This window comes from Paenarthrobacter nicotinovorans (assembly GCF_007670255.1).
Classification (GTDB): Bacteria; Actinomycetota; Actinomycetes; order Actinomycetales; family Micrococcaceae; genus Arthrobacter; species Arthrobacter nicotinovorans_B.
Genome location: NZ_SZVS01000009.1, coordinates 32,774 through 57,508 on the forward strand (window position 1 = coordinate 32,774; position 24,735 = coordinate 57,508).

26 protein-coding genes are annotated in these 24,735 nt (G+C 62.7%); 15 read left to right on the forward strand and 11 right to left on the reverse strand.

What is annotated here, in order from left to right; translation table 11 throughout:
- Position 1 precedes the first annotated feature (1 nt).
- Positions 2-676 carry a 4-carboxy-4-hydroxy-2-oxoadipate aldolase/oxaloacetate decarboxylase gene (locus tag FDP28_RS14110; protein WP_144662078.1) on the forward strand — a complete coding sequence of 225 codons (675 nt, stop codon included), beginning with the start codon at positions 2-4 and terminating at the stop codon, positions 674-676.
- A gap of 199 nt (positions 677-875) precedes the next feature.
- Here FDP28_RS14110 and FDP28_RS14115 read toward each other — a convergent pair whose 3' ends face one another.
- Positions 876-1,097, reverse strand: a complete 222-nt coding sequence (locus FDP28_RS14115; RefSeq protein WP_144662079.1) for a hypothetical protein — start codon at positions 1,095-1,097, stop codon at positions 876-878.
- A gap of 126 nt (positions 1,098-1,223) precedes the next feature.
- Entirely contained in the window at positions 1,224-2,168 is a 945-nt protein-coding gene (locus tag FDP28_RS14120) for a LysR substrate-binding domain-containing protein (RefSeq protein ID WP_144662080.1), read from the reverse strand.
- A gap of 265 nt (positions 2,169-2,433) precedes the next feature.
- On the opposite strand from FDP28_RS14120, the gene FDP28_RS14125 reads away from it, so the two are divergent.
- From FDP28_RS14125 to FDP28_RS14145, 5 genes are all read left to right on the forward strand, one after another.
- The gene (locus FDP28_RS14125; RefSeq protein ID WP_144662081.1) at positions 2,434-3,222 is read left to right on the forward strand and encodes a LamB/YcsF family protein; all 789 of its coding nucleotides are present in this window, start codon (positions 2,434-2,436) and stop codon (positions 3,220-3,222) included.
- Between the two features lies 1 nt (position 3,223).
- Positions 3,224-3,970 carry a 5-oxoprolinase subunit B family protein gene (locus FDP28_RS14130; RefSeq protein WP_144662082.1) on the forward strand — a complete coding sequence of 249 codons (747 nt, stop codon included), beginning with the start codon at positions 3,224-3,226 and terminating at the stop codon, positions 3,968-3,970.
- On the forward strand, positions 3,967-4,980 hold the full coding sequence (locus FDP28_RS14135) for a 5-oxoprolinase subunit C family protein (protein ID WP_144662083.1): 1,014 nt from the start codon (positions 3,967-3,969) through the stop codon (positions 4,978-4,980). Before FDP28_RS14130 ends, FDP28_RS14135 begins: the two co-directional genes overlap by 4 nt.
- Positions 4,981-5,037: 57 nt before the next feature.
- Positions 5,038-6,378: an MFS transporter gene (locus tag FDP28_RS14140; protein WP_144662084.1), complete on the forward strand. Its 1,341-nt coding sequence runs from the start codon at positions 5,038-5,040 to the stop codon at positions 6,376-6,378.
- Positions 6,379-6,446: 68 nt separating this feature from the next.
- Positions 6,447-7,196, forward strand: a complete 750-nt coding sequence (locus FDP28_RS14145; RefSeq protein ID WP_144662085.1) for an SDR family oxidoreductase — start codon at positions 6,447-6,449, stop codon at positions 7,194-7,196.
- A 136-nt stretch (positions 7,197-7,332) separates the two neighbouring features.
- Here FDP28_RS14145 and FDP28_RS14150 read toward each other — a convergent pair whose 3' ends face one another.
- From FDP28_RS14150 to purB, 4 genes are all read right to left on the reverse strand, one after another.
- On the reverse strand, positions 7,333-7,767 hold the full coding sequence (locus tag FDP28_RS14150; protein ID WP_144662086.1) for an acyl-CoA thioesterase: 435 nt from the start codon (positions 7,765-7,767) through the stop codon (positions 7,333-7,335).
- A 60-nt stretch (positions 7,768-7,827) separates the two neighbouring features.
- Positions 7,828-8,331 carry a GNAT family N-acetyltransferase gene (locus tag FDP28_RS14155; protein ID WP_144662087.1) on the reverse strand — a complete coding sequence of 168 codons (504 nt, stop codon included), beginning with the start codon at positions 8,329-8,331 and terminating at the stop codon, positions 7,828-7,830.
- Positions 8,332-8,513: 182 nt separating this feature from the next.
- A complete protein-coding gene (locus tag FDP28_RS14160) occupies positions 8,514-9,170 on the reverse strand; it encodes a histidine phosphatase family protein (RefSeq protein WP_144662088.1) in 657 nt (218 codons plus the stop codon).
- Between the two features lie 308 nt (positions 9,171-9,478).
- Positions 9,479-10,885, reverse strand: coding sequence for an adenylosuccinate lyase (gene purB / locus FDP28_RS14165; RefSeq protein WP_144662089.1), 1,407 nt, complete (start codon positions 10,883-10,885; stop codon positions 9,479-9,481).
- 166 nt (positions 10,886-11,051) lie between these two features.
- On the opposite strand from purB, the gene FDP28_RS14170 reads away from it, so the two are divergent.
- On the forward strand, positions 11,052-11,363 hold the full coding sequence (locus FDP28_RS14170; RefSeq protein ID WP_144662090.1) for a hypothetical protein: 312 nt from the start codon (positions 11,052-11,054) through the stop codon (positions 11,361-11,363).
- Positions 11,363-12,709 carry an alpha/beta fold hydrolase gene (locus FDP28_RS14175; RefSeq protein WP_144662091.1) on the forward strand — a complete coding sequence of 449 codons (1,347 nt, stop codon included), beginning with the start codon at positions 11,363-11,365 and terminating at the stop codon, positions 12,707-12,709. The genes FDP28_RS14170 and FDP28_RS14175 overlap by 1 nt, the downstream gene beginning before the upstream one ends.
- A 3-nt stretch (positions 12,710-12,712) precedes the next feature.
- Here the strand turns inward: FDP28_RS14175 and FDP28_RS14180 are convergent, their stop codons facing one another.
- Positions 12,713-13,141 (reverse strand): phage holin family protein, encoded by a 429-nt coding sequence (locus FDP28_RS14180; RefSeq protein ID WP_144662092.1) that lies wholly within the window; start codon positions 13,139-13,141, stop codon positions 12,713-12,715.
- A 90-nt stretch (positions 13,142-13,231) separates the two neighbouring features.
- On the opposite strand from FDP28_RS14180, the gene FDP28_RS14185 reads away from it, so the two are divergent.
- The 5 genes from FDP28_RS14185 (at position 13,232) to FDP28_RS14205 (ending at position 18,899) form a co-directional block, all read left to right on the forward strand.
- On the forward strand, positions 13,232-14,350 hold the full coding sequence (locus FDP28_RS14185; protein ID WP_186313637.1) for a histidinol-phosphate transaminase: 1,119 nt from the start codon (positions 13,232-13,234) through the stop codon (positions 14,348-14,350).
- A 150-nt stretch (positions 14,351-14,500) separates the two neighbouring features.
- On the forward strand, positions 14,501-15,694 hold the full coding sequence (gene pdhA / locus FDP28_RS14190; RefSeq protein ID WP_144662094.1) for a pyruvate dehydrogenase (acetyl-transferring) E1 component subunit alpha: 1,194 nt from the start codon (positions 14,501-14,503) through the stop codon (positions 15,692-15,694).
- On the forward strand, positions 15,694-16,674 hold the full coding sequence (locus tag FDP28_RS14195; RefSeq protein ID WP_144662095.1) for an alpha-ketoacid dehydrogenase subunit beta: 981 nt from the start codon (positions 15,694-15,696) through the stop codon (positions 16,672-16,674). Before pdhA ends, FDP28_RS14195 begins: the two co-directional genes overlap by 1 nt.
- Before the next feature lie 58 nt (positions 16,675-16,732).
- The gene (locus FDP28_RS14200; protein WP_144662096.1) at positions 16,733-18,265 is read left to right on the forward strand and encodes a dihydrolipoamide acetyltransferase family protein; all 1,533 of its coding nucleotides are present in this window, start codon (positions 16,733-16,735) and stop codon (positions 18,263-18,265) included.
- A gap of 37 nt (positions 18,266-18,302) precedes the next feature.
- On the forward strand, positions 18,303-18,899 hold the full coding sequence (locus tag FDP28_RS14205) for a phosphatase PAP2 family protein (RefSeq protein WP_144662317.1): 597 nt from the start codon (positions 18,303-18,305) through the stop codon (positions 18,897-18,899).
- 12 nt (positions 18,900-18,911) lie between these two features.
- Here FDP28_RS14205 and FDP28_RS14210 read toward each other — a convergent pair whose 3' ends face one another.
- Entirely contained in the window at positions 18,912-20,003 is a 1,092-nt protein-coding gene (locus FDP28_RS14210; protein WP_144662097.1) for an amidohydrolase, read from the reverse strand.
- Between the two features lie 206 nt (positions 20,004-20,209).
- On the opposite strand from FDP28_RS14210, the gene FDP28_RS14215 reads away from it, so the two are divergent.
- Positions 20,210-21,559, forward strand: a complete 1,350-nt coding sequence (locus FDP28_RS14215; RefSeq protein WP_144662098.1) for an APC family permease — start codon at positions 20,210-20,212, stop codon at positions 21,557-21,559.
- Here FDP28_RS14215 and FDP28_RS14220 read toward each other — a convergent pair.
- From FDP28_RS14220 to FDP28_RS14230, 3 genes are all read right to left on the reverse strand, one after another.
- On the reverse strand, positions 21,556-21,867 hold the full coding sequence (locus FDP28_RS14220) for a hypothetical protein (protein WP_144662318.1): 312 nt from the start codon (positions 21,865-21,867) through the stop codon (positions 21,556-21,558). The genes FDP28_RS14215 and FDP28_RS14220 overlap by 4 nt on opposite strands.
- Positions 21,868-22,039: 172 nt before the next feature.
- On the reverse strand, positions 22,040-22,468 hold the full coding sequence (locus FDP28_RS14225; protein ID WP_144662099.1) for a universal stress protein: 429 nt from the start codon (positions 22,466-22,468) through the stop codon (positions 22,040-22,042).
- Complete coding sequence (locus FDP28_RS14230; RefSeq protein ID WP_144662100.1) at positions 22,465-23,772, reverse strand: aminotransferase-like domain-containing protein; 1,308 nt, start codon at positions 23,770-23,772, stop codon at positions 22,465-22,467. Before FDP28_RS14230 ends, FDP28_RS14225 begins: the two co-directional genes overlap by 4 nt.
- A 110-nt stretch (positions 23,773-23,882) precedes the next feature.
- Between FDP28_RS14230 and FDP28_RS14235 the strand changes: the two genes are divergently transcribed.
- Complete coding sequence (locus FDP28_RS14235; protein WP_144662101.1) at positions 23,883-24,731, forward strand: isocitrate lyase/PEP mutase family protein; 849 nt, start codon at positions 23,883-23,885, stop codon at positions 24,729-24,731.
- Positions 24,732-24,735 lie beyond the last annotated feature (4 nt).

The following is a 24,735-nucleotide window of genomic DNA, read 5'->3' on the forward strand; positions in this document are numbered from 1 at the left end:
AATGATCCACGTCAAGACCAAATTCGAGCGCCCGGACGCCGACGTCGTCGCACGACTCGCTGCCTTTTCCTCCGCCACCATCCACGAGGCGCAGGGCCGTCGGGGTGCGCTGAGCTCCAGGATCAAGCCCATCGACCGCTCCATGTCCTTCTGTGGGCCAGCCGTCACCGTGGCTTGTGCCCCGCAGGACAACCTCATGCTCCAGGTCGCCATCCATTACGCACAGGCCGGCGACGTCGTCCTGGTCGGTGCGCAGGAAATGGCCGAGGCCGGCACGTTCGGCGACGTCCTGGGCAACGCCATGAAGGCCAAGGGGATCGCGGCCATGGTCACCGACTCCGGCGTCCGCGACACCCAAGACTTGATCGAACTCGGCCTGCCCGTTTTCTCCGGCAGTGTCAGCATCAAGGGCACCGTCAAGGAAACCCTCGGTCCGATCAACCACCCCATCGTTTTCGGCGACGAAATCATCTACCCGGGCGACATCCTCCGCGGCGACGCTGACGGCGTCGTCGTGGTCCGCCGGGAAGAGGCTGAGGAAGTCATTGCGCTCTCCCAGGCCCGCGACGACCACGAACGCGAACTCATCAAGCTCTACCACGACGGAGGCAACACCATCGAGCTCTGCGGCCTGACGGAGAAGCTGAAGGAGAAGGGCCTGCTTGTGGAGGACTAGTTCCGCCTAGCTGAGGGCCGGCCGTCCGTCTGGGAAAGACGCGCGGCCGGCCTTTTGGTGTGGCCTGGGTACAAAAAAGCGCCTTGCCTCGTGCGGTTGCTACGAGGGCAGGGCGCCTTGTGGGTGCTGCGGCTTGGATGGAGGTACGACGGCGGAGGGCCGGGTTGCGTGGTCCTCTCGCCGCAGGAGGGGGTGCGGGTCAGTCCAGGCCGGAGTGTCCGGGGCGGGTATCCACCAGGTGCCACTCGATGCTGTTCCCGGAGTGTGCCGGCATCAGGGATCCTTCAAACACGAACAGTGGTTCACCAATGCCGCCGACCGGCCGCCAAAAGCCGTTTCGGGGGCAGTGAAAGCCGGTACGTGCGCTGACCGTTCCACGGGTTGGATTCGAGACCCATCCGGAAGTGCTGATCTTTTTCACCGTTCTGTCCTTTGAACAGGCCCGCGGTGTTCCGTGGGCTGTATTTCGAATTTCTTCTTAATTCGATATTAGGAAAGTAAAACGGCTTTGAATAAGACCAATGCTGTCTGTCCGGATAAGACTTTGTTATGGATGCGCCGGCAGCTGCACAGGGTCCGTTCCGTACTTTGAGATGAGCTGTTGGTGCAGCATTTCCTTGACCACCAGGAGCACGGCCGAGGCTGCCTCGGACAAGGGCTCGTGGTCCGGGGTGCAGAGGGCGATCTTGCTCTGCAGCCCGGGCTCAACGATCCGCAGCACCTTGAAGTCCTGGTCCGGGAAGAGGGCGTCCGCGGCGGACTTAGGCAGCACCGTGCCGCCGAGGTTGGCGCGGATCAGCCTGGTCAAAGAAGGTACGGATTCCACCTCGCCCACCAGTTTGAGTGGAAGGTCCTGGTCCGCGAGGCCCTTTTCGATGATCTGGCGCAGCGTGTGGTTCTTCTCGGGCAGGAAGAGGCCCACAGTGCTCGCTTCGGCAAGGGTGACCGTCTCCTTGCCGTGGTTCACATCGAGGTCCGGGTGGACCACCAAGTGCAGGTCCTCCACGATCATGGTGGTGAACTGCACCCCGCGGATCTTTCCGGGCTCGTAGATCAGCGCCATGTCCAAGCGCCCGTTCTTGATGGCTTCACTGAGGACACCGCCAAAAATCTCGGTCAGGTGGACCACGATGTCCGGGTAACGGCGGCCGACTTCCCTGATGATCTGGGGTGTGAGGCTGGAGGCCATGCTGTAGGGCGCGATAGCGATGGACACCCTCCCGGATGGCGCAGCGCCGGACGTCGCAACGTCCTGCCGTGCCTGCTCCACCAATCGAAGAATGGACTGCGCATGCCGGTACAACGTATGGCCCGCAGCGGTGGGTTCAACGCCTTGCTTGCTGCGGATGAGGAGCCTCTGCTTGAGGTCGTTTTCAAGCGCGGAAACCTGCTGGCTCAGGGCCGGCTGGGCGACGTGGAGTGCCGCGGCAGCTTTGGTGATGCTTCCCGAATCGACGATCTGGACGAAGTATGCGAGCTTTCGAGTGTCCATGTTTCTGCCTTCCTGGAGAGCCACGTCCCCAGGTGGCGTGCATAGGAAAATTCTAGTCGCGCGGTGGGTGCGACCCCTGCCACAGTACAGGGTGGCGCAGGTCATAACGGAGAGCTATTACGGGATAGCTAATAGGTCTTTGTGCCGCATGGATGAACGGTGCGAGACTTTTGGAAAGAACTTCAGGCAACGCTTTGGAATCGCCAGGCGTTCACCATTTACCCGGAATTAAATTCCCCTGCATAATCCATGGAAAGAGAACCACGTGAACCCGATTATTGATCTTGTAGCGGATCTTGGAGAGGGATTTGGCGCCTACACCATTGGCGACGATTCCGAACTCCTGGAGATCGTCACAAGTGCAAATATCGCCTGCGGGTTTCATGCCGGCGACCCTGACATCATGGCGGCCACTGTGGCTGAATGCGTTCGACGCGGAGTAGGCATTGGGGCCCACCCCAGCTTCCCGGATCTGCGTGGATTCGGCCGCCGGGACATGGGTCTTTCTGCGGGCGAAGTCCAGAACGATGTCCTGTACCAGCTGGGTGCGCTGAATGGCTTTGCCGGATTCCACGGCACCAAGGTCACACACTTGGCACCCCATGGCAGGCTCGGCAACCTCGTTGCCGTTCGCCCCGACTACGCACGGGCAGTAGCAGAAGCGGCGGCCCGCCTGGACCGCGAGCTGATTGTCGTGGCCCAGGATGGCGAACTGGCTTCGGCCTCACGGGAGGCAGGGCTGGACGTAGCGATCGTGGGGATAGTGGACCGCGCCTACCAGGAAGATGGCACGCTGGTTCCCCGCAGCAAGCCCGGCGCGGTTCTGCACGATCCCGCGGAAATCATCGACCGTACCCTCCGCATGGTGGTCGACGGCAAGCTCCGCTGTGCCAACGGCGTGGATATGGATATCGACGTCGACACCCTCCTCCTGCACGGAGACAACCCGGGGGCTGTTGAACTGGCCCGTCGGATCCGAACGGAACTCACCTCCGCCGGTGTGCGTGTCGCCCCTCTTGCCCAGGTCATGGACGCGAAGAAGAAGGCGGCCTGACATGTCCGTGCTCTCAACGGCCCCCACAGAGGTCTACGAATCCGGTGACTCAGCACTGCGCGTGGTGGCCATTTCCGAGGCCAGCGAAGACAATTGGGTGACGGTCCACCGCCTGGCGGATTGGCTCGAAGGCTGCGGCGCCGAAGGTCTTCACGGTGCCGTACCAACCTACGACTCCGTCCTGGTGGAATTCGATCCGGTATTGGTATCGGCCCGCCAGGTGCGCGCCTTCGTCAAACTCGGACTCCTGGAACTTGCCCACGCCGATGAATCACTCAAGGCACCTCGTGAGTTCGACGTTCCCGTCGTCTACGGAGGGGAGTACGGCCCGGACCTGGAACGCGTCGCAGAGCACCAGGGAATCTCCGTCGAGGAAATCATCCGCCTCCATAGCGAAAAGACCTACACCGTGCGCTGTCTTGGCGCGCCCGCGGGCTCACCCATGATGGACGGACCTGCCTTCCCCAAGCCCGTACCGCGGCTGAAGGATCCGCGCCTCAGCGTTCCTGCAGGTGCGGTGTCAGTAGCCGGCCGGCAGGCAGTGATCGCACCTGCGACCGCCCCCGGCGGCTGGTGCGTCATTGGCCAGACGCCCCTGTCCGTTCTGAACATCCGGCGTGAACCCTTGGTCCCTTACAAGCCAGGCGACATCCTCAGGTTCAGGCAGATCGGCGCCGAGGACTTCAGTGCCTACGCCGGCCGGGACCTGGAGCCGCTGGCCTTGGAAAACCTGGAGCCGCAGCCGTGAGCGCCGGGATCCTGGTTCAGCAGCCTGGCAACTCCGTGGTCACGGACCTCGGCAGGACCCGGGGCCCACGCTTCGGCCTCCCCGTCAACGGCGCCCTCGATCAATACTCCGCAAGGGCAGCGAACATCCTGGCTGGAAACCTGGACAACGACCCCCTGGTGGAGATCACGGCGCTCGATTTCCGCATGAAAGCCAACACCGACCTCCTGATCGCCGTGACGGGTGCGCCACTTACCCTGACGGTGGGTGGACGCCCCTGCAGCCAGTGGGAGCCGGTCTCGGTACGCGCAGGCGAGTCGGTTTCCATCCGCGGAATCAACCGGGGCCTCCGCGCCTACCTCGCTGTCCATGGCTCGCTCGAGGCAGAGACGCTGCTTGGCAGTGCAGCCCCGGACACCGTTGTGGGCTTCGGGCTTCAGCTGAGGGAAGGCACCGCACTGGCCACCCGGCGCAGCGTCGGCCCCGTACGCCAGCCGTACTTCGACCTCCCCCTTTTCCGGCTTGGCCTCGAACGGCCAAGCATGGGCTCAGACTTGTCGGTCGATGTGACCGACGGGCCGGACGTTGCCGAGTTCGGCGCGTCCGGTGATCTGCTCTTCTTTTCCGAGTACACCGTCAGCGGACGCAGCAACCACATCGGCCTGCGGCTCGGTGGGGAACTACCGGAAAGAACCTCCAGCGGTGAGGTGCTTTCCCGCGGCGTGCCAGTGGGCGCCGTCGAGGTCCCCTCAAGGGAAGAGCTGCTGGTACTGCACCGGGGACGCGGCGTCACCGCCGGGTACCCCGTTCTCGCAGTGGTTACCAGCACCGGACTGGATGTCCTGGCCCAGGCGCGGCCAGGGGACAAAGTCCGTTTTCGGAAAACCACAGTGGCAGAAGCAACTGCCGCCCACCGGCGCTCGCGGGCCCAGCTTGAAACCCTCCGCGAATCCGTCAACACCGTCTTCGGACTCCTTGGCATCGGATGCCGTCCCCAGTGGCAGGACCTGCCGGTTGCGGCATGCAGCTAAGGAACCTGTCGTAATACCTCGTAGGCGTTGCTACGCTCATCCCAGTAAGGAAAAGTCATGACCGCAAGCACCAACGCTGCGCCAACGCAGCATGAGCGGCTCACGGGCCGCCAAACCCGCAAGGTTGTCACCGCGGGTTGTGTGGGCATCTTCGTGGAACTGTACGACAACGGCATTTTCGCCTTCATGGCGGGAACGCTGGCACTCGTCTTCCTGGCCCCCGGAAACCCGGACAATGCCCTGCTTTTCGTGTTCGCAGGGTATGCGGTCTCATTCTTCGTCCGCCCGCTGGGTGCAGTGGTCTGCGGCTACCTCGGTGACCGGATTGGCAGGCAAAAACTACTGGTCTTTGTGATCCTGCTGATCAGCGTTGCCACGGCCGGTATCGGCCTGTTGCCCCCGTACGCCGCCATTGGCGTTGCCGCCCCCATTCTCCTGGTCCTCCTGCGGCTCCTGCAGGGCTTCTCCGTCGGCGGTGAAGCTGCCGGTGCCATGACGTTCCTCGCCGAGCACGCTCCCGAAGGCAAGCGCGGCATCATCACCTCCTACGCACAGATCGCCTCGTTCGCGGCGCTGCTGACCGGTACTTTGGTGGCTTATTCCATGTCGCCTTGGCTGACCCAGGCAGCGATCGACGGCGGCGGCTTCGGTTCCTTCGCCTGGCGCATTCCGTTCCTGGTCGCCATCCCCATGGGCATCATCGGCTGGTACATCCGCAAAGCCATCAGCGATACCCCCAACTTCGAAAAGCTGAAGGAAGAGGGCGGCCTCTCCAAGAACCCGCTCAAGGAAGCCTTCCAGTCCAAGGAACACCGCCGCGCCATGCTGCTGGCCCTCTTCATCCCGCTGATGAACGGCTCGGGCTACTACGTCCTGTTCTCCTACATGCCCACCTTCCTCAAGGGCAAGCAACTCAACTTCACCATCGGCGAGGCACTGCTTGTCACGGCCTGCAGCCTGGTTGTCATCTGCATCGCCATCCCCTTCATGGGCGCCCTGTCGGATCGGGTTGGCCGGAAGAAAGTCATCGCCGGTTCCGCCATCGCAATGGCTGTTCTTGGAATTCCCTCCTACGCCCTCATCGCCACCGGTGAGATGGGCTTGGCCATCCTCGGCGCCAGCATCATGGCCATCGTCTTCGCCGGCCACACCGCGGTGATCCACATCTTGATCGTCGAGCTCTTCCCCACCCGCGTCCGCTACTCGGCCTACGGCCTGGGGTACAACATCTCCTCGGCCCTGTTCGGCGGTACCGCCCCGCTGCTCATGACCTGGCTGATCAGCAGCACCAACAACATCTACATGCCGGCGTTCTACGCAGTCATCACCGCCCTCGGCACGCTCATCGCAGTGAGCACCGTCAAGGACCGTGCCCACGAACCGCTCCGCGACGCCTAAGTGTTTACCCCTGGCGGGTGCCGTCTTACTGATGGCACCCGCCCCTTCCCCGCCTTTTGGAGGACCCAATGTCTTTTTCCGACTACACCACCGCCCTCGTCACCGGCGCTTCCACCGGCATGGGTGCAGCCATCGCGGAGCGCCTGGCAAAGCGCGGACTCACCGTCCACGCCGTGGCACGCAACGCCGAACGCCTCGCTGAACTTGCCGACCGTACCGGAGCAGTCCCGCACGTGGTGGACCTGACCGACACAGCCGCGCTGGCCGCCGTCGTGAGTGAACTCAAGGTGGACGTCCTGGTGAACTGTGCCGGTGTTTCCCGCCCGGGCAACATCCTGGATTCATCGGAAGCCGACATTGACGAGCTGGTGGACGTGAACCTCCGGGGCCTCCTTCAGCTCACCCGGCTGGTCCTTCCCGGCATGGTGGAGCGCGACCTTGGCCACGTCATCAACATCAGCTCGATTGCCGGTGTGTACAACTTCTACGGCCACACGGTCTACCACGCCACCAAGGCGGCAGTGCACCAGATTTCCCGCCAGCTCCGCAACGACACCGTTGGCAAGCGGATCCGCGTGACGGAGATCTGTCCGGGCCGCGTGGAGACCGAAATCTTTGGGCGCAACCTCGGCGGCACGCCAGAGGCCATGGAAGAAGCCTGGAAGACCTACTACGAAGGCTACGAATCGCTCACCACGGACGACATCGTCAACGCCCTGGACTACGCGATCGAAACCCCGCGGCACGTCAACGTTGGAATGCTCGAACTCATGCCGACGTTCCAGGTCCCCGGCGGCTTGGTGTTCGACCGGCGCTGAGCCTGTTTCAAACCAGCGCCCCTTAGGTTCCGGCGGCACTCACTCCCGTCGCCGGAAATACAGGCTGGCGGCCGCGTATTCGCGGCCGCCAGCACCCGTTTAAGGTTTGCATTCGGGGATTACGACGGCGGGTGGTTCAGTCCTCGTCCAACGTTTCGGTCAGGTGATGAGTCGGGATCCGGTCGCGGTCGTACGTGATTTCGGTGTAACCATGGGGCTGGGGACGCCCGTCGGAGCCGAGGTTGACGAACACGATCTCGTCGATGGTCAGGATGGCCTGACGGGTGATCATGTTCCGGACTTCGGCACGCATGGTCAGTGACGTCCGGCCGAAGCGCTTTGCGGTTAGTCCCATCTCGATCAGGTCGCCCTGGACGGCCGAGCTGACGAAGTTGATTTCGGAGATGTACTTGGTGACCGCGCGGCCGTTGCCCAATTGGAGGATGGCGTAGATCGCTGCCTCTTCATCGATCCACTTCAGCAGGCTGCCGCCGAACAGAGTGCCATTGGCGTTGAGGTCCTCGGGCCGCACCCATTTGCGGGTGCGGAAGGTGATGTCTGCTTTTTCCATAATCCGAGATTATCGAACCGGCGCAACCCCCTGCTGGATGTTGCGCCGGACATCCTCCTCCTAGGCCATGGCGGTGTGTGCCGCGCTGTGTGAATCGAGCCGCTTGGAATAGCAATACGATTCCTCGACGCCGACGTAGGGACCAAAGTTGGGCACCGCGGCAAAGCCCGCACTCTCGTAGAAGCTGCGGCCATCCGACTGGGCCGAACCAGCCTCGGCTGCGATCACGGTGAACCCGTGTGAATGCGCCTGGGCTTCAAGGGCAGCCAGGATCGAGCTCGCGACTCCCGACCCACGTGCGTACGGCACCACGTACAGCCGCTTGATCTCTGCCGTCTTTTCATCGAGCATCCTCAGCCCGCCGCAGCCGAGTGGCTGGCCCGAACATTTTTCGTACGCCACCACAAATACTGCGGTGTCAGCTTCCGACGGCGGTGGCCCGGGCTCGTGGTCAGTGCTTCCGAAGCGATTATCCAGTTCTGCCTGCTGCGCGGCCCGGAGGTCGGCGCCCACGGGGTTGGCCCACGTGACCTGCCGGATATTGAGCCGGGGGTTGGTCTGCATTTGCGCCTCGATTCGCCGGGTTTCTGGGAGGTGTCTATGCGTGTTAACCCTAGGGAGACGGGGTTACCGGGGTGTTTCCTTCGCGTAAGCGTCCGGAGAAATGCTGGCTCGCCATGCGTTGTGGGGCCCGCTCTGCGCGCTTTCCCAAACGTTTGGGGCGCACACCGGGCCCCACAACGTCTCTAGAGGGCCTCGCCTGTCGGGTCCTCGGCGGTTTGGTCCGCCAAAGCCATGCCGCCAACAGGGATCTGGTCCCAATGCAGCACCTTCCACCCGTTTTCCGGGTCGCCTTCCAACGCCACGATTCCGGTGTTGGGCAACTGGTGCGTTTGCGCGAACGCGGTGTCGATGTCAGTCGCCCTGCGTCCCGCCCAGCAACGTATCGCCGCACCGTGACTGACGATCACAGCTGTCCGATGTCCAGCCGCCACCACCTCGTCCACCGATGCGTCGAACCGGGCAAAGAAGTCGTGTCCGTTGAACGCTCCGGGCATGCGGACGTCCAAGTCACCGTCCGTCCAGGCGAACACCGTGCTCATATAGCGCAGGTGCGACTCGTGGTCTGTCTTCTTCTCCAGGCTTCCGGCTTCGATCTCGTGGACGCCGGCCAGAACCGTCGGTTGCAGGCCTGTGGCTTTCGCCAGCGGAACCACGGTGCGCTGGGTGCGGAGGAGGGTGGAGGTGTACAGGGCATCGATGGTTTCATCTGCCAGCGCTTCCGGCAGTGCGGCCGCCTGGCGTTCCCCGATCGCAGTCAACCCTGGGCCGGGAAAGGCCGTGTCCAGCTCACCTGCCACATTGCCGGGGGTTTGTCCGTGCCTGACCAACAGGAGCTTCATGGTGCTCCGCTCCTCACATCGTTTTGTCCGGGGGCGTGCTCATCCGGCCGCGCGTTCCAGACGGGCTCCCTCCAGCCAATCAGTCGCCGGGGCCCTGAAACAGCCCGACACGCCGTGTTCTCAGGCTCGACGCCGGACGCGGTGAACAGCAACTGTAAGGAGCGGGCGCGTCCGGCCTCCGGGACGGTCGAGCCGGATTTCTCTGGCACGACGACGTCCGGCTGAGCGGGCGGCCGGTTAAGCGCACGACGGCGGGCGGGGCACCCAGCCCCGCCCGCCGTCGTCGAGCGTTTTTCGCTGAAGTATGGCTACTTCAGGTGGTCCACCAACTTGTCGGCGATACCGGTGTACTTGCCCGGGGTCAGCGCAAGCAAGCGGGCTTCAGCGTCGGCGGAAAGCCCGAGGCTCTGGACGAATTCCTGCATGCGGGCACCGTCCACGCGCTGTCCACGGGTGAGGTCCTTGAGGCGTTCGTACGGGTTCTCCATGCCTTCGACGCCGGCAATGGCCTCGGCGCGCATGACCATCTGGATGGCTTCGCCCAGGACTTCCCAGTTGGTATCGAGGTCGCCTGCCAGGACTTCCTCGGCGACGTCCAGTGCCTTGAGGCCCTTGGCGACGTTGGAGATGGCAAGCAGTGAGTGGCCGAAAGCCACACCAATGTTGCGCTGCGAGGAGGAATCGGTCAGGTCGCGCTGCCAGCGGGAGGTCACCAGCGTTGCGGCGAGGGTGTCCAGAAGGCCGTTGGAGATCTCCAGGTTGGCTTCGGCGTTCTCGAAGCGGATCGGGTTTACCTTGTGGGGCATGGTCGAGGAACCCGTGGCGCCTGCAACCGGGATCTGGCGGAAGTAGCCGATGGAGATGTAGCTCCAGATGTCCGTGCAGACGTTGTGCAGGATGCGGTTGAAGCGGGCGATGTCGGCGTACAGCTCGGCCTGCCAGTCGTGGCTTTCGATCTGAGTGGTGAGCGGGTTCCACGTGAGGCCCAGGCCTTCGACGAAGGACTTTGCCACAGCTTCCCAATCAGCTCCCGGCACGGATGCGACGTGGGCGGCGTAGGTGCCGGTGGCGCCGTTGATCTTGCCAAGGAACTCGGTCTTGGCGATGCGTGAGAGCTGGCGGTTCAAGCGGTGCGCGATGACGGCCAGTTCCTTGCCCAGCGTGGTGGGGGTGGCGGGCTGGCCGTGCGTACGGGACAACATGGGCACTGAGCGGTTTTCCTCCGCCATGGCCTCGATCTGCTTCACCAATGCAGTGGCGTTGGGCAACCAGACGTCCTCCACGGCACCCTTGATTCCCACTGCGTAGGAGAGGTTGTTGATGTCCTCGGAGGTGCAGCCGAAGTGAACCATGGCAGTCAGGTTCTCGATGCCAATCGCGGGCAGGCGGCGGGCGATGTAGTACTCGACGGCCTTGACGTCGTGAACGGTGACAGCCTCGATCTCGGCGAGCTCATTGACCGAGGAAGCATCGAATTCGGTGACGATGGCGCGCAGCTGCGCAATCTGGGACTCGGACAGCGGGCCGGCGCCCGGAAGAACGGACTGGCTGGTCAGGTGGATAAGCCACTCAACTTCGACGTGAACGCGATCGCGGTTCAGCGCGGCCTCGGACAAGTAATCAACGAGGGGTGCGACGGCGGCACGGTAGCGGCCATCAAGGGCGCCAAGGGCCAGGGGTTCGGAAGCGAGGGACACACGAGGGGATTCAGCCATGGTCCCTATTCTTTCATGCCCGGCACAGAGGCCTGAGTCGATGACGGCGCTATGTGGATGAACGTCAGGTTATCCACATACGCAACTTCATTCCTTCCTTCCGTGCCTGCCCATCCGTAGCGTTTTGGCTACCGATCAGCAGAACGACCACTGGAGTACACCCGTCATGAGCCTCGGCTTGATGCCTGCCGCCAATCCGCCCATCTTCGATCCTTCGGAATGTGCCTCCCGAAGCCACGAGGTCCAGCGGCTCGCATGGCGAATGAAGGATTGCGTTGATCAGGCAGACAGCGTCCTCGCATCACTGCGGAAGCTGCAGTTGGACGACTGGCAGTCCCCGGCCGGCCGGGCCTTCCGGACCACACTTGCCGTCCATGCCTCCGCGCTGATGAGGACCAGGGAGAGGCTCGATGGCGCAGCAGCTGTGGTCCTTCGGCATTCGCAGAACGTCTCTGTCTCCGGTGAGAGGGGGAACTGATGGCCGACGCAGCCCCCATCGGGGCCGGAGCAGCACCGAGGCCTTCACCGCCGCCGCCGGACGGCAGCCTCCGCATTCAGGGAGGAGTTGGCGGGATCTCTTTCCAGCTCGAAGAACTGGTGCGCGGAGCTGACCACCTCGACGCCATGGTTGGGCAGCTGCTGGGTATCGAAGAAGAGGCACGTCGCGTTCAGGATGCACTTATGCCGTATCTGCCCGACTCCTTCGAGTCAGGCTGTCTCGCCATCGACGAGGTAGCCGAAAGCCGCAAAGACGTAGGCCGGTTGCGCCAGGCCCTGGGCGACGTCAGCGCAAGCGTACTGGCCAGCCACCGGGATTATGTGGAAACTGAAGCGGGGAACACACGACTCCATCTTTTTGGGCCCGGGGCGATGATGTTCCCGGACCCGGGCCACCTCTTCCCCCTGGGCCGTGACCTCACTGAGGACATCTTGAACCTTGTAGTCAGCCCGGGTCTTGAAGCGGAGCAAGTACTCGGCCTCATGGTGGGCTCGCCGTTGCTTGCAGCCTTTCAACCCCGCCCGGTCAGCGTGACGAAGGTCGGAGAAACCGCCGAGGACGTGCAGCCTTCCTTGGCCGGGAGTCTCCGCCGCCTTGAGAAGGTCTACGACAGGAACAACGGCGAGATTGAGGTTATTGAGTTCGACAACAGCGGTTCATCTTCCTGGATGGTCCTGATTCCGGGCACGCAGCCCAATACGCCCTCAAGCAATCCTTTCGACATCCAGGGAATCGGCGAAGCAGTCGGCTATCGCTCCGAGGATGTCGCTCCCGCCGTCGCGCAGGCCTTGCGTGAAGCGGGGGCGGAGGCGGGGGACCAGGTGGTGGCGGTAGGGCACAGCCAAGGCGGCGTACACGCCATGAACTTGAGCCGGGACAAGGCGTTTCTCAGTGAATTCGACCTCAAATTTGTTCTCACTGCCGGGGCACCCGTTGGGGGCATCGTTCCAGAGCCCGGCATCAGTTCCCTTCACTTGGAGCACGTGCAGGACTGGGTCCCGGGAACAGATGGCCACATGAACCCGGACACCAAGGACCGGGTGACGGTAACGCTGACCGAGCACGTTCAGACGCCTGAAGGGGAAGGACCAGGCTTGGGCCCAGGGCACAACCAAGAGAACTATGCGAAGGGAGCCGAATTGGTCGCGGCCAGCGACGATCCATCACTAGTGGCATCCACTGCGGCGTTCGCGGGCGTGGTCGGAGCTGGCGGCGCAGCCAAGGTCACCAGGTTCAAGCTCACCCGTGATCCGCTCCCTGATCGTCGGAACAGCTTGACGGTTCCCGGCCTTCCCGAATCGCGTTCTACGGCTGGTTCCCGATGATTCCTACCGCTTGCGTGCGCCCGGAATGAGTCCCGCCACCATGGAGATGATGCTGATGATGATTGACGCGAGGATCGCAGTCCAGAAGAAGGAATCAAGGGTCAAATGCACCGGTGTGAAACTGCTCAACCATGCAGTGAGGTACAACATTGCCGCGTTGATCACGATCGTAAAAAGGCCCAAGGTCAGGATCGTCACCGGCAGCGACAAAATCTTCACCAAGGGGCGAACGAATGCGTTGACCACACCGAAAATGAGCCCGATAAACAGGTATCCCAGAATAATGCCGGCCGTGTCGGCGCCCTGCGTGAGCCCTGCATGTGCCGCTGCTGACTCCGTAGCGGTGGTGTTGATGTCCATACCTGGCAACAGCCAGGTAGCAACCCAAAGAGCCAGCCCATTAACGAGGACGCGGATGATGAATGAACCCATAGGTCCATCGTTCCACACGCACCTGTGCCCTGGCTGGGCGACTCCCCAAGCCTCTGCGTTCGCGGCGAGGGTACAAGTAGGCTTGAAGCCATGACTACTACTGACAACGCACCGGAGGGCGTACTCCCTCGACCGGTCGTGGACAGGCTTCCCAAATACGCCGCAGGTAAACCGCCAGCAGCGATTGAAGGCCTTACCAGCTACAAATTGTCGTCCAATGAAAACCCGCTGGCCCCGATACCTGCAGTGTTGCAGGCAATCGCGGACCAGACCGACATCAACCGCTACCCTGACCCCTTGGCAACGAAGCTCAGGACGGCCCTTGCAGGATTCCTTGACGTCCCAGCTGACGATGTCGTCACGGGCGCCGGAAGCCTGGGGGCACTGAACCAGATCCTTGCCACCTTCGCCGGCCAAAATGACGATGGCAAGGCAGATGAGGTGATCTATGCCTGGCGTTCGTTCGAGGCCTACCCCATCTGTGTCGGCCTCGCAGGCGCAGCCAGTGTGCAGATTCCCTTGCTGGCAGACGGCCGCCATGATCTCGACACCATGGCGGCGGCAGTTACTGTCCGCACCAAGGTGATCCTGTTGTGCACGCCCAACAACCCCACCGGGCCCATCCTCACCGCCGAGGAAACGGAACGCTTTATCCGCTCGGTTCCGCCGCATGTGGTGGTGGTCATTGATGAGGCCTATCAGGAATTCGTACGTGACCCGGAAGCTGTAGACGGCATCAAGTTGTACCGGAAATACCCCAATGTCATAGTTCTCCGGACATTCTCGAAGGCCCATGGCCTTGCTGGCCTGCGCGTGGGGTACAGCGTTTCCGGGCCGGCTCTCACCCAACATCTCCGGGTGACGGCCACGCCCTTTGCGGTATCACAAATCGCGGAGCGCGCCGCAGTCACTTCACTTGAGAATTTCGACCAGGTTGTGGAAAGGGTACAAAGCCTGGTGGTCGAACGGGACCGGGTGACGGCAGGGCTGCGGGACTTGGGTTGGTTTGTCCCCGAGGCTCAAGGCAACTTCATTTGGTTGAATCTCGGCGAGAACAGTGCTGAGTTTGCGGCCTTGGCAGGTGAACAAGCTTTGTCCGTGCGCGCCTTCGCCAATGAAGGAGTCCGCGTCAGCATCGGTGAGGTGGAAGCCAACACCCGATTCCTGAATCTCTGTGCAGGTTATACAAAGGCGCCGCTGGGTTCCTAGCGGTTAACAAATGCGGAATCCGAACTTACTGCCGATAAAGTAAGGGACGAAAGCCAAAAGTATGCCCGTTCCGGAATGCATTCCGGAACGGGCATATATCCCAGCGACAGACATTGCCCGGCGTTAGCCACGGCAAAGCAAGGAGACGGAATGGGCTCGACACAACTGCCCCCCGGGACGGAAGACTCTCTCGCGGCGACCACCGCGTTGGCAGCCGCACCAGGCGAAGCCACGGACATGGTGCAGTTGCTCGGACCCGACGGGACGCTGGGCTCGGACCCGATCTTCTCGGACTACGCCAAGCGAATTGATCCGGAAAAGCTCCGTGTTTTCTACACCGACATGGCAAAGATCCGTCGCTTCGACCAGGAATCCACCGCCCTCCAGCGCCAGGGCGAGCTCGCTTTGTGGGTCCCCCTGACGGGCCAGGAAGCGGCCCAGATCGGCTCCGGTCACGCCAGCCAACCGCAGGACTACATTTTCCCCACGTACCGTGAGCACGGAGTGGCCCTTGTCCGGAACGTAGACCTCGCAGAGTTGTTGAAGCAGTTTCGTGGGGTGTCCAACGGTGGATGGGATCCGCGCGAGAACAATTTCCACCTGTACACACTCGTACTCGCAGCGCAGACGCTTCATGCCGTGGGCTATGCCATGGGCGTCCAACGGGACCAGAAAACAGCGGCCGCCACGGATTCAACGGATCCCAAAGCCGCCGTCATGGCCTACTTCGGGGATGGCGCCAGCTCGGAAGGCGACGTCCATGAGTCCATGGTGTTTGCTGCCTCCTATGACGCACCGGTGGTGTTCTTCTGCCAAAACAACCACTGGGCAATTTCCGTACCAACCGAGGTTCAGACCAAGGTTCCACTCTCCAACCGTGCCAAGGGCTATGGTTTCCCGGGTATTCGGGTGGACGGCAACGATGTCATTGCCGTCCATGCCGTCACCGAATGGGCCCTGGAGCACGCCCGCGAAGGGCGTGGCCCGGTCCTGATTGAGGCATACACCTACCGGGTGGGTGCACACACCACGGCCGACGACCCCACCAAATACAGGGAGTCCGCCGAAGAAGCCGCTTGGCGGGAAAAGGATCCGCTGGACCGTTTGGAGAAATACCTTCGTGCCGAAGGTCTCGCCGACGATGCGTTCTTCGACCAGGTCAAGGCCGAAGGCGACGAACTGGCCAAGTACGTTCGCAGCACCACGCACGGGCTGGAAGTCCCGGACATCCGCCAGGCGTTTGCCAGCGTCTACGCCGAGCAGCATCCGCTGATTGCAGAGGAATTGGCCTGGTTCGAGGAGTACTCGGCCGGCTTCGAGAGCGACCAGGAGGCATCCAACTGATGGCAACAATGACCATCGCCAAGGCCATCAACGAGGGTCTCCGCGCAACGTTGACGAAGAACCCCAAGTCGCTCCTGATGGGTGAGGATATCGGCCACCTGGGTGGCGTTTACCGGGTTACTGATGGCCTCATCAAGGAATTCGGCGACGACCGCGTCCTTGACACCCCACTGGCTGAGTCCGGCATCGTGGGCACTGCCATCGGACTTGCCCTGCGGGGATACTCGCCAGTGTGTGAGATCCAGTTCGACGGCTTCGTCTACCCGGCTTTCAACCAGATCACCACCCAGCTTGCAAAAATCCATGCCCGGAGCCTGGGCAAGCTGACTGTTCCTGTTGTCATCCGAATTCCGTACGGCGGAGGGATCGGCTCCATCGAGCACCACTCAGAGTCGCCGGAAGCACTCTTTGCCCACACCGCGGGCCTGCGCATCATCAGCCCTTCCAACGCCCATGACGCTTACTGGATGATCCAGAAGGCCGTGGAGTGCAAGGACCCGGTGATCTTCTTCGAACCAAAGCGCCGGTATTGGCTCAAGGGCGAGGTCGACGTCGAGAGCCCGGGTCTTTCCGAGGACCCGTTCAAGGCCCACGTCGTCCGTGAAGGTACCGACGCCACCATCGTGGCGTACGGCCCGTTGGTGCCCGTCGCGTTGGCGGCAGCAAACGCTGCCACGGAGGACGGACGAAGCATCGAGGTCATCGACCTCCGTTCCATCTCCCCCTTGGATTTCGACACGGTGGAAGCTTCGGTCAAGAAGACCGGCAGGTTGATTGTCGCCCACGAGGCCCCAACCTTCGGCGGGATCGGCGGTGAGATCGCGGCACGCATCAGCGAGCGGGCGTTCCTGCACCTCGAAGCCCCGGTAATCCGTGTGGGCGGCTTCCACATGCCCTACCCGGTCGCCAAGGTGGAGGAGGACTACTTGCCGGACATCGACAAGATCCTCGAAGCCCTGGACCGCTCCCTGGCCTACTGAAAACCTGCCCTGATCCTGCCCGGCATCTCTGCCTGGTAACCGGAAATCGAGGACCACTGTGACTGTAAAGAAATTCAACCTGCCGGATGTCGGAGAAGGCCTGACCGAGGCCGAGGTAGTTGCCTGGAAGGTCAAGCCGGGCGACACCGTTGCCATCAACGACGTCCTCTGCGAGATCGAGACCGCCAAGTCGCTCGTTGAGTTGCCGTCCCCGTTTGCCGGCACGGTCACCGAGTTGCTGGTCGAGGAAGGCATCACCGTGGAGGTGGGCACGGCGATCATCGCCGTTTCGGAGGGCCAGGAAGGCGTCAACGGCACCGCACCGGAGGCTCCCGGAGCGGAAGAAACCTTCACCCCCGTCTACGGCAAGCTCACGGCGGAGGCCGGGGAGCAGCCGGCCGGCGGTCCATTGGTGGGTTCCGGACCCAAGGCCGACGCCGTCAAACGCCGTGCCCGCAAACGGCCAACCGGCGCAGTCGTTGAGGCCGCCGGCGTCGCCGAAAACGCCGAAGGTGCCGTCCAGGACAACCAAGCGGTTCTGGCGGCAAAAGCAGCCGAAACACCCGTCCCGCATCGTCCGACGGCGGCACGCGCCGTCGTCGAGCCTGCACAGCAGGTGCCGTCCCCGGCGGTGCAGCAGCCGGCAGCGACCCGCGGTGCCGCTATCAGCGGCACCATCAGTGGTCTGGTCAACAAGGTTTTGGCGAAGCCGCCGGTGCGCAAGTTCGCCCGGGATCTTGGCATCGACCTCGCTGACGTTGTCGCTACCGGGCAACGGGGTGAGGTGACCCGGGAGGACCTGGTGAGCTACCAGGCCCAGCGCGATGCTGAGCACGATCAGGCCGACACTTTCTGGGGCGCCTCAAGGAAGCCGCAGGACCAGCGGGTGGAGCGCGTTCCGGTCAAGGGCGTGCGTAAAGCGACCGCCAAGGCAATGGTGGACTCAGCGTTTTCGGCGCCCCACGTGAGCATTTTCGTGGATGTCGATGCCAGCCGGACCATGGAGTTCGTCAAGCGCCTGAAGGTTTCCCGCGATTTCGAGGGCATCAAGATCTCGCCGCTGCTTATCCTCGCCAAGGCGGTCATTTGGGCGGCAGCCCGCAACCCCAGCGTCAACGCCACATGGGTGGAAGATGCTGATGGCAAGGGTGGCGCCGAGATCCAGATCAAGCACTTCATGAATCTGGGCATCGCAGCAGCAACCCCGCGCGGGCTCATGGTTCCCAACATCAAGGATGCACAGGACCTTTCCCTCAAGGAGCTGGCGCTGGCACTTAATGAGCTGGCTACCAAGGCCCGGGCGGGTAAGACTCAGCCTGCCGAGATGCAGGGCGGAACCTTGACCATCACCAACATCGGCGCCCTGGGCATTGATACGGGCACGCCGATCATTAATCCGGGCGAGGTGGCCATCATTGCGTTTGGAACCATCAAGCAGAAGCCGTGGGTACTGGACGGCGAAGTAATTCCGCGGTGGATCACCACCCTGGGTGGTTCCTTCGACCACCGCGTGGTGGACGGCGACTTGTCGGCACGCTTCATGGCAGATGTCGCGGCCATTCTCGAAGAACCGGCACTGTTGCTTGATTGACCAGAAGGCAGAACCGGTACACACGCCTCCGCAGCTGCTGACAGGTCCCTGGCGAACCTTTGCCCGCATTCTGACTGAGGTTTTCCAGCCACCGGTCGTTGTCCTGGTCCTGTTGCTGATAAGCCCGGCAATAGAACCCGGATTTCCGGGGACCATGTGGTTCGGCTTGCTGGGAGCCTTCTTCGTTTGCGTACTTCCGCTGGCCTACGTGCTGGTGATGGTGAAGCTGGGCCGGATTTCGGACCATCATGTCAGCGACCGGAGGCAGCGGCCGGCGCTGCTCTTGATGGCTCTGGTCTCCGTGGTGACCGGATGGTTGGTGCTGCAGTTGATCGGCGGGCCTGTGAGCGTCTCGGTGATGATCATCGCGCTGATCGCCGGGATCGCGGTTTTGGCCGTCGTCAGCGCTTTCTGGAAGATGAGCGGGCACGCCTCCGCCCTCGCGGCCGCGGTCGTCATCGCCGTCCTCATGTTCGGACCGGCGTGGCTTCCCCTGTTCGTCCTCGTCCCGGCGGTGGGCTGGTCCCGTTTGGTCCTTCGCGCCCACACCCTGGGTCAGGTCATCGCAGGGTCCTTGTTTGGTGGCATCGTCATCGCCGGACTGTGGTGGCTCCTGCGGGAGTGGATGCTGTAGAAGGGGACGGGTTCACAAGGCCACAGCCTGACCTGCCCGGACCACCTTGAGCGGTGAAGGCCGGTCCACCACCAACTGAGGTATTGAGTGGGCAGCGAATTCCAGCCGGTCGGCGCACCCGGGTCCGGAGTATCCTGCAACTGCCGCCGATCCAACAAGTTCCGCCCCGGCAGCCGTTGCGATCCGGAAGCACCTCTCCAATTCCGTGTCAGTCATGGCTCCAGTCCGGTAACCGAGCAGGTGTGCGCGGTCCATCATGCTTCCGGACCCGAACGGCGACCAGGCATCGCGAACGCCGTCAGACCCCAGGGCGACCCGAACACCGTGCTTTTCCAAAAGATCCAGGGCCGGGACGGGGTCGGCTCCAAGGGCACAGGTCGCCATCCACATCCCGGCGGTTGCCATTGCGTCAAGCGTTGCCCCAAGTTCCGCTTGCGAGCCCTCGCAGAGCGCAAAGCCGTGGCCGATGGTGACCCGCCCCTGCATTCCTTCCGCCACGGTGCGTTCGGCGATCGTCCGGATTTGGGAAAGGCCCCCCTGTCCGCCGTCGTGAAGGTGTATGTCCAGATCCCTTCCGTATTTGCCTGCGAGTCCAAAGACGGCGTCCAGATGACCCGCCAGGTTCCCGTCCAGTGACAGGGGATCAATCCCGCCCACAAGGTCCGCCCCCTCAGCCAGGGAGGCTTCCATGAGTTCCAGTGTGCCCGGGTTGCTGAGCAGGCCGAACTGCGGAAACGCAACGATCTGTACATCCAGGTAGGCGGCCAGTTGTTCGGCCGCAGCCCGCACTCCATGGACGTTACGCAGGCCGATCTGGGGAGCAATGTCCACATGGGCGCGCATCGCCATGGTCCCATTCATGACGGCCTGCTTCATGAGGGCAAGAGCGCGTTCCTCAACGGTGGTCTGGAAAGCGAGCTGTGTGCGCAGGTCATTGACTATGAAGTCCCCGAGGCTGTGCGCTGTTTGCCTGGACAGCCAGGGAGTACCCCAAGAGGTCTTGTCGGGATGGATATGCGCATCCACGAAGCCCGGCGTATGCAGGATGGGCTGACCATTGTTGGGATCTGCATTGGTTGGGTTGAGTGGCAAGAGTTCAGTCATCGGTGTCCCTTCTGCCTTGATGGTATACCAAAGCGACAAACGCAGCGGGCGAAGCGGCTGGGAGCCAGCCTGGTCGCCCATCGTTTCCACCACCTGCAGCAAAGAGCATAATTTTGGAATACCAAAGTATGTACATCGGGCACCCGACACCCTAATCTAATGAACACCATTCATTTATGTGATGCGTATCGCATCAAGGAGGCGCCATGTACCACACCCCAACAGCCGCCCCGGAGGCTCCGACGACGGAACCTGCACTGAGGCGCGTTCTAGGACTGCCGTCGCTGGTTGCCTTTGGCCTGACCTCCATGGGCATTTTGTCCGTGGTGGCGGTGTACGGGGCTGGAACCGAGATCAGTGACGGTCATCTGCCTGCTGCCTACGTCGCTGCCCTGGTCGCCATGCTGTTTACCGCGCACAGCTATGGCCAGATGGCACGGCATGTTCCCGTGACCGGCGGGGCTTATGCGTATGCATCCAGTGCCTTCGGCAAGCCGATCGGCTTCCTGGTGGGGTGGGCCATGATGCTGGACTACTTGTTCCTGCCGATGGTGAACTTCCTGTTGTTCGGCCTTTATCTCAACAGTCTGGTGCCCGGCATACCGCCCCAGCTGGCAGTCCTTGTGTGTCTGCTGGTCGTTGGGCTCTTCAGTGTGATCGGCGTCGGGTGGATCAAGAAGATGAATCTCGTCGTGGTGGGCGCATCAGTGCTGGTCATCCTCGCGTTTGTTGTTCTGGCTATCCTCAATGCCCCGGAACTCTCGATGGAAAGCCTCGCTCGGCCCTTGACTCCCGGGGCGGGCGGGATCGCACCCGTTATGGCCGCCGCCGCTATCGTCGCCTTTGCTTTTCTGGGGTTTGACGGCGTTTCCACACTCTCGGAGGAAACGCGCCATCCCAAGCGGGACGTTCCGCGGGGCATTATCTTGTCCACGCTTTTCGCGGGCTTGGGCTACACGTTGTTTTCAGTGGCGGGAAGCCTGATCGCCCCGGATTGGCGGTCGATTGCGAATCTCGACGCCGCAGGGACCGAACTCATGCAGCGTGCCGGGGGAGATGTCCTGATGGTGGTGTTCGTGCTGGTGAACCTTGCCGGCCTGGTGCTCTGCGGCACGGCGGCCCAAATGAGCGTCAGTCGGGTCATCTACGCCATGGGCAGGGACCGCATCCTGCCCGGGGTACTTGCAAAGCTCCAGCCGCGCTTCCGTACGCCCTTTGTCGCGGCCCTGCTGGTTTCCGCGGTGTCGCTGGTGGCGTTGTTCATCACGCTCGAACAAGCGGTCTACATGATCAACTTCGGAGCGTTGATCGCCTTCGCGGTGGTGAACCTTGCCACGATCAAGGTCCTGTTCTTCGACCTGCGCAGCCGAGGGTTCCGGGGAACCGCCCGTAATCTGGTTCTGCCTGTCCTCGGGTTCGCATCCGTTGCCTGGCTATGGACATCCTTGGCGTGGTTTACGTACCTACTGGGTGCTGCATGGCTCGTTGTGGGTCTCGTCGTTTTCCTGGCCCGCCGTCGGCGCCCAGGCGGCCCGGAGACCCTCGACTTCGGCTAGAACGCCGGGTAGTTGACCAGCAATGCCTGGAGTTCGGTGGTCGACATGTTGTTGGCCAGCTCCACGCTGATGCCCATGGCTACCGCAGCGACCGTGATCATGGCTACGCACGCCACGGAGAGGAAGCGCCAGTCTTTGCGGAACACGCTGCCAATGGTTTCGGGCATCTCCAGGCCCGGGGTGATCATGTTGGGGGCGCTGTCCCAGGAGCCGTCGTCGAGCATTGCAACGATGCGGTTGTTGGCGCGGTCGTAGCGCATGGTGCTGATGTTGTTGCCGTGACGGGCGAGCAGGATGTCGTGGCCCACGCGCTGGCGCGGCTGCAAAGTAAGCAAGAAATGTTCCCCTGAAAGTGAGATGTGGAGGTGGCGCACGCCATTGGGGGCATCTCAATTTTATAACGGTTGCTTCAGGGGGTTCGGCCGGAAGACGCCAATTGCCGGGTGAGTCTCCCCACCCGGCCGCGTGATTCAGCTCGCTTTACGGCTGGTCTGTCTTGGCAATGTAGACGTCGCAAGGGGCGGTGTGGGCAACGGTATTGGCGACACTGCCAAGGACCCGGCCCAGCCCCTGCATGCGGCGGTTGCCCACGACGATCAGCCGGGCATCCTGCACTTCAGCTTCCTTGACCAAGGCTTCACCCGGTTTCCCGCGCGCAGCTGAGTAGGTCACTTCAAGGCCCTCATGCGCGAGGCGTTCAGCGACGGTGCGGGCTACGGTTTCGGCTTCAGCGGCATCGGAGACGATCCACTTGTCCGTGCCGATCTCCACAACTTCCGTCCGGTTGCTGTCAAAGGCGCTGACGACGCGCAGGCTCGCGCCAAGCCCAAGGGCCAGCTGCTGCGCTGCCAGCGCAGCCCTCATCGCCGTTTCGCTTCCGTCGACTCCGACAATCACAACTCCGGTCATCGTGCTGCTCCTTCACTGGTGGCTTGGATGGCTTCGGCCAAGACAGGCGCCAGGCGTCGCACGCCTTCGGCAATGGTATCCGGCGGGACGGCGCTGAAGGCCAGGCGCAGCTTGTTGGAGGGGCCGTCGGCGGGGGAGAAGGCTGCGCCCGGGATGAAGACGACGCCGGCGTCGATCGCCTTTCCGAGCAACGGGTACGTATCCACGCCCTCGGGCAGGGTGACCCAGACGAAGAAACCGCCGGCTGGCTTGGTCCATGTCAGGCCAGCGGGCATGTGCTCATCGAGCGCGGACAGCAGTGCCTGGCAACGCTCGGCGTACAAGGTGCGGTACGTCTCGATCTGGCCCTTCCAGTCGAAGTCGCGCAGATAGGCCGAGACGAGCATCTGGTTCAAAGGTGGCGGGCACAGCGTTACGGCTTCGGACGCCAGGTAAAAGCGCCTCTGCAGATGGGCGGGCACGAGGGCCCAACCGATGCGGAGCCCGGGAGCAAAGATCTTGGAGAACGAGCCCAGGTAGATCACGTCGTCCGGGTTGTCCGCGCGCATGGGCGTGATCGGGCGGCCATCAAAGCGCAGGAGTCCGTAGGGGTTGTCTTCCAGCACAATAATATTCGCGCTACGGCATATATCGACGATCCGTTGGCGGCGCTCTTCGGCCAAGGTAATTCCGGAAGGGTTGTTGAAGTTGGGGATCGTGTAGAGGAACTTGATGTTCTTGCCCTCTGACTGGAGCGCCGCGATCCTGGCCGCAAGAAGCTCAGGTACCAGGCCGTCGTCGTCCATTTCCACCGGTTCCACCTGCACTTGGTACGCCTCGAACGTGTTCAGGGCGCCAACGTAGGTGGGATTTTCGACCAGCACAACGTCGCCGGGGTTGCAGAAGACCTTGGTGGCGACGTCCTGGGCTGACTGGGACCCCGCAGTGATGACGATGTTCTCGGGAAGGGCGTTGGTGATTCCCTCGGCGGCCATGATTTCGCAGATCTGCGCCCGCAGTTCCTCCGTGCCCTGGCCACCGCCGTATTGCAACGCGGTCATGCCTTCTTCGGCGATGATCCGCGCGGCAGTCTGGCCGAGCTTTTCCAGGGGAAGGGACTGAAGATAGGGATTGCCTCCAGCCAAGGAGACGAGCCCAGGCTGCATGGAAATGTCAAAAACATCCCTGACAGCGGATTGCTTGATGTTGGCGGCCCGCGCGGAGAACAGTTCCTCGTGCGGGTGAGCGGCCGTGGCGGCCCGCTCAATGGCGTCGATGGCTTCAGCGGGCAGCGTTGCGCCGGCATCCAATGTTTCGTGGGTCACAGTCACAGGATACTCCTCGATGTTGCTAATGAGGCAACATTTGTTTTCGGCATCACCGGATATTCCGGACCATGCTTTACGGCGAGGGCAGCAGCGGTTGGAATGTAGCTATGACAGCACACCGGGGATCCGTGACCAAAGCCCAACACTTCCACAAACTCCACGACGCCGGACCGACTCCCTTGGTGTTGGTGAATGTCTGGGACGCGGCCTCAGCGCGTGTGGTCCAGGAAGCCGGTGCGACGGCGATCGCCACCTCGAGTTCGGCTGTGTCCTGGAGCCTGGGCTTCCGGGACGGCGATCATGTGCCGTGGGGCCTGGCCATGGCCGCGCTGGGACGGATCGCCGGGGCCACCACCTTGCCGGTGACGGCGGACATTGAGACTGGTTACGGGCGAACCGATGATGAGCTCCGCGCCACCATCCACGCAGTCCTCGACGCCGGCGCCGTGGGGATCAACATCGAGGACTCGGCGACGGACCCGCTCACGGACATCGAAGAGCAGTCACGCAGGATCGCCATCATCCGTTTGGTTGCCGACGAGCGCGAAATCCCGCTGTTCATCAACGCCCGAACCGATACGTACCTCTCCGGCCAGTTCACGGACTCGGCCTACGACGAAACCCTCAAGCGTGCCGAGTCGTACGTCACCGCGGGAGCCGATGGAATCTTCGTACCCGGCGTCGTTGACCTTCATGTCCTGCACGAGCTTTCCAGCCGGATAGAGGCTCCCCTCAACGCGCTGGCGGGCGTGGGGGCGCCGTCGCCCTTGGAACTGCACGACGCCGGCGTCCGGCGGGTCAGCATCGGCGGCAACACCGCCAAAGCGGCCTACGCCAAAGTCGCCCGCGTGGCCACCGAGATCCTCGGCGACGGCAACTGGTCCGGCCTCGCCGGTACCCGCAGCCACGGCGAAATGGACGCCTTGTTCGAGCAGGGCACCAAGTACAGCCTGTAAGGGG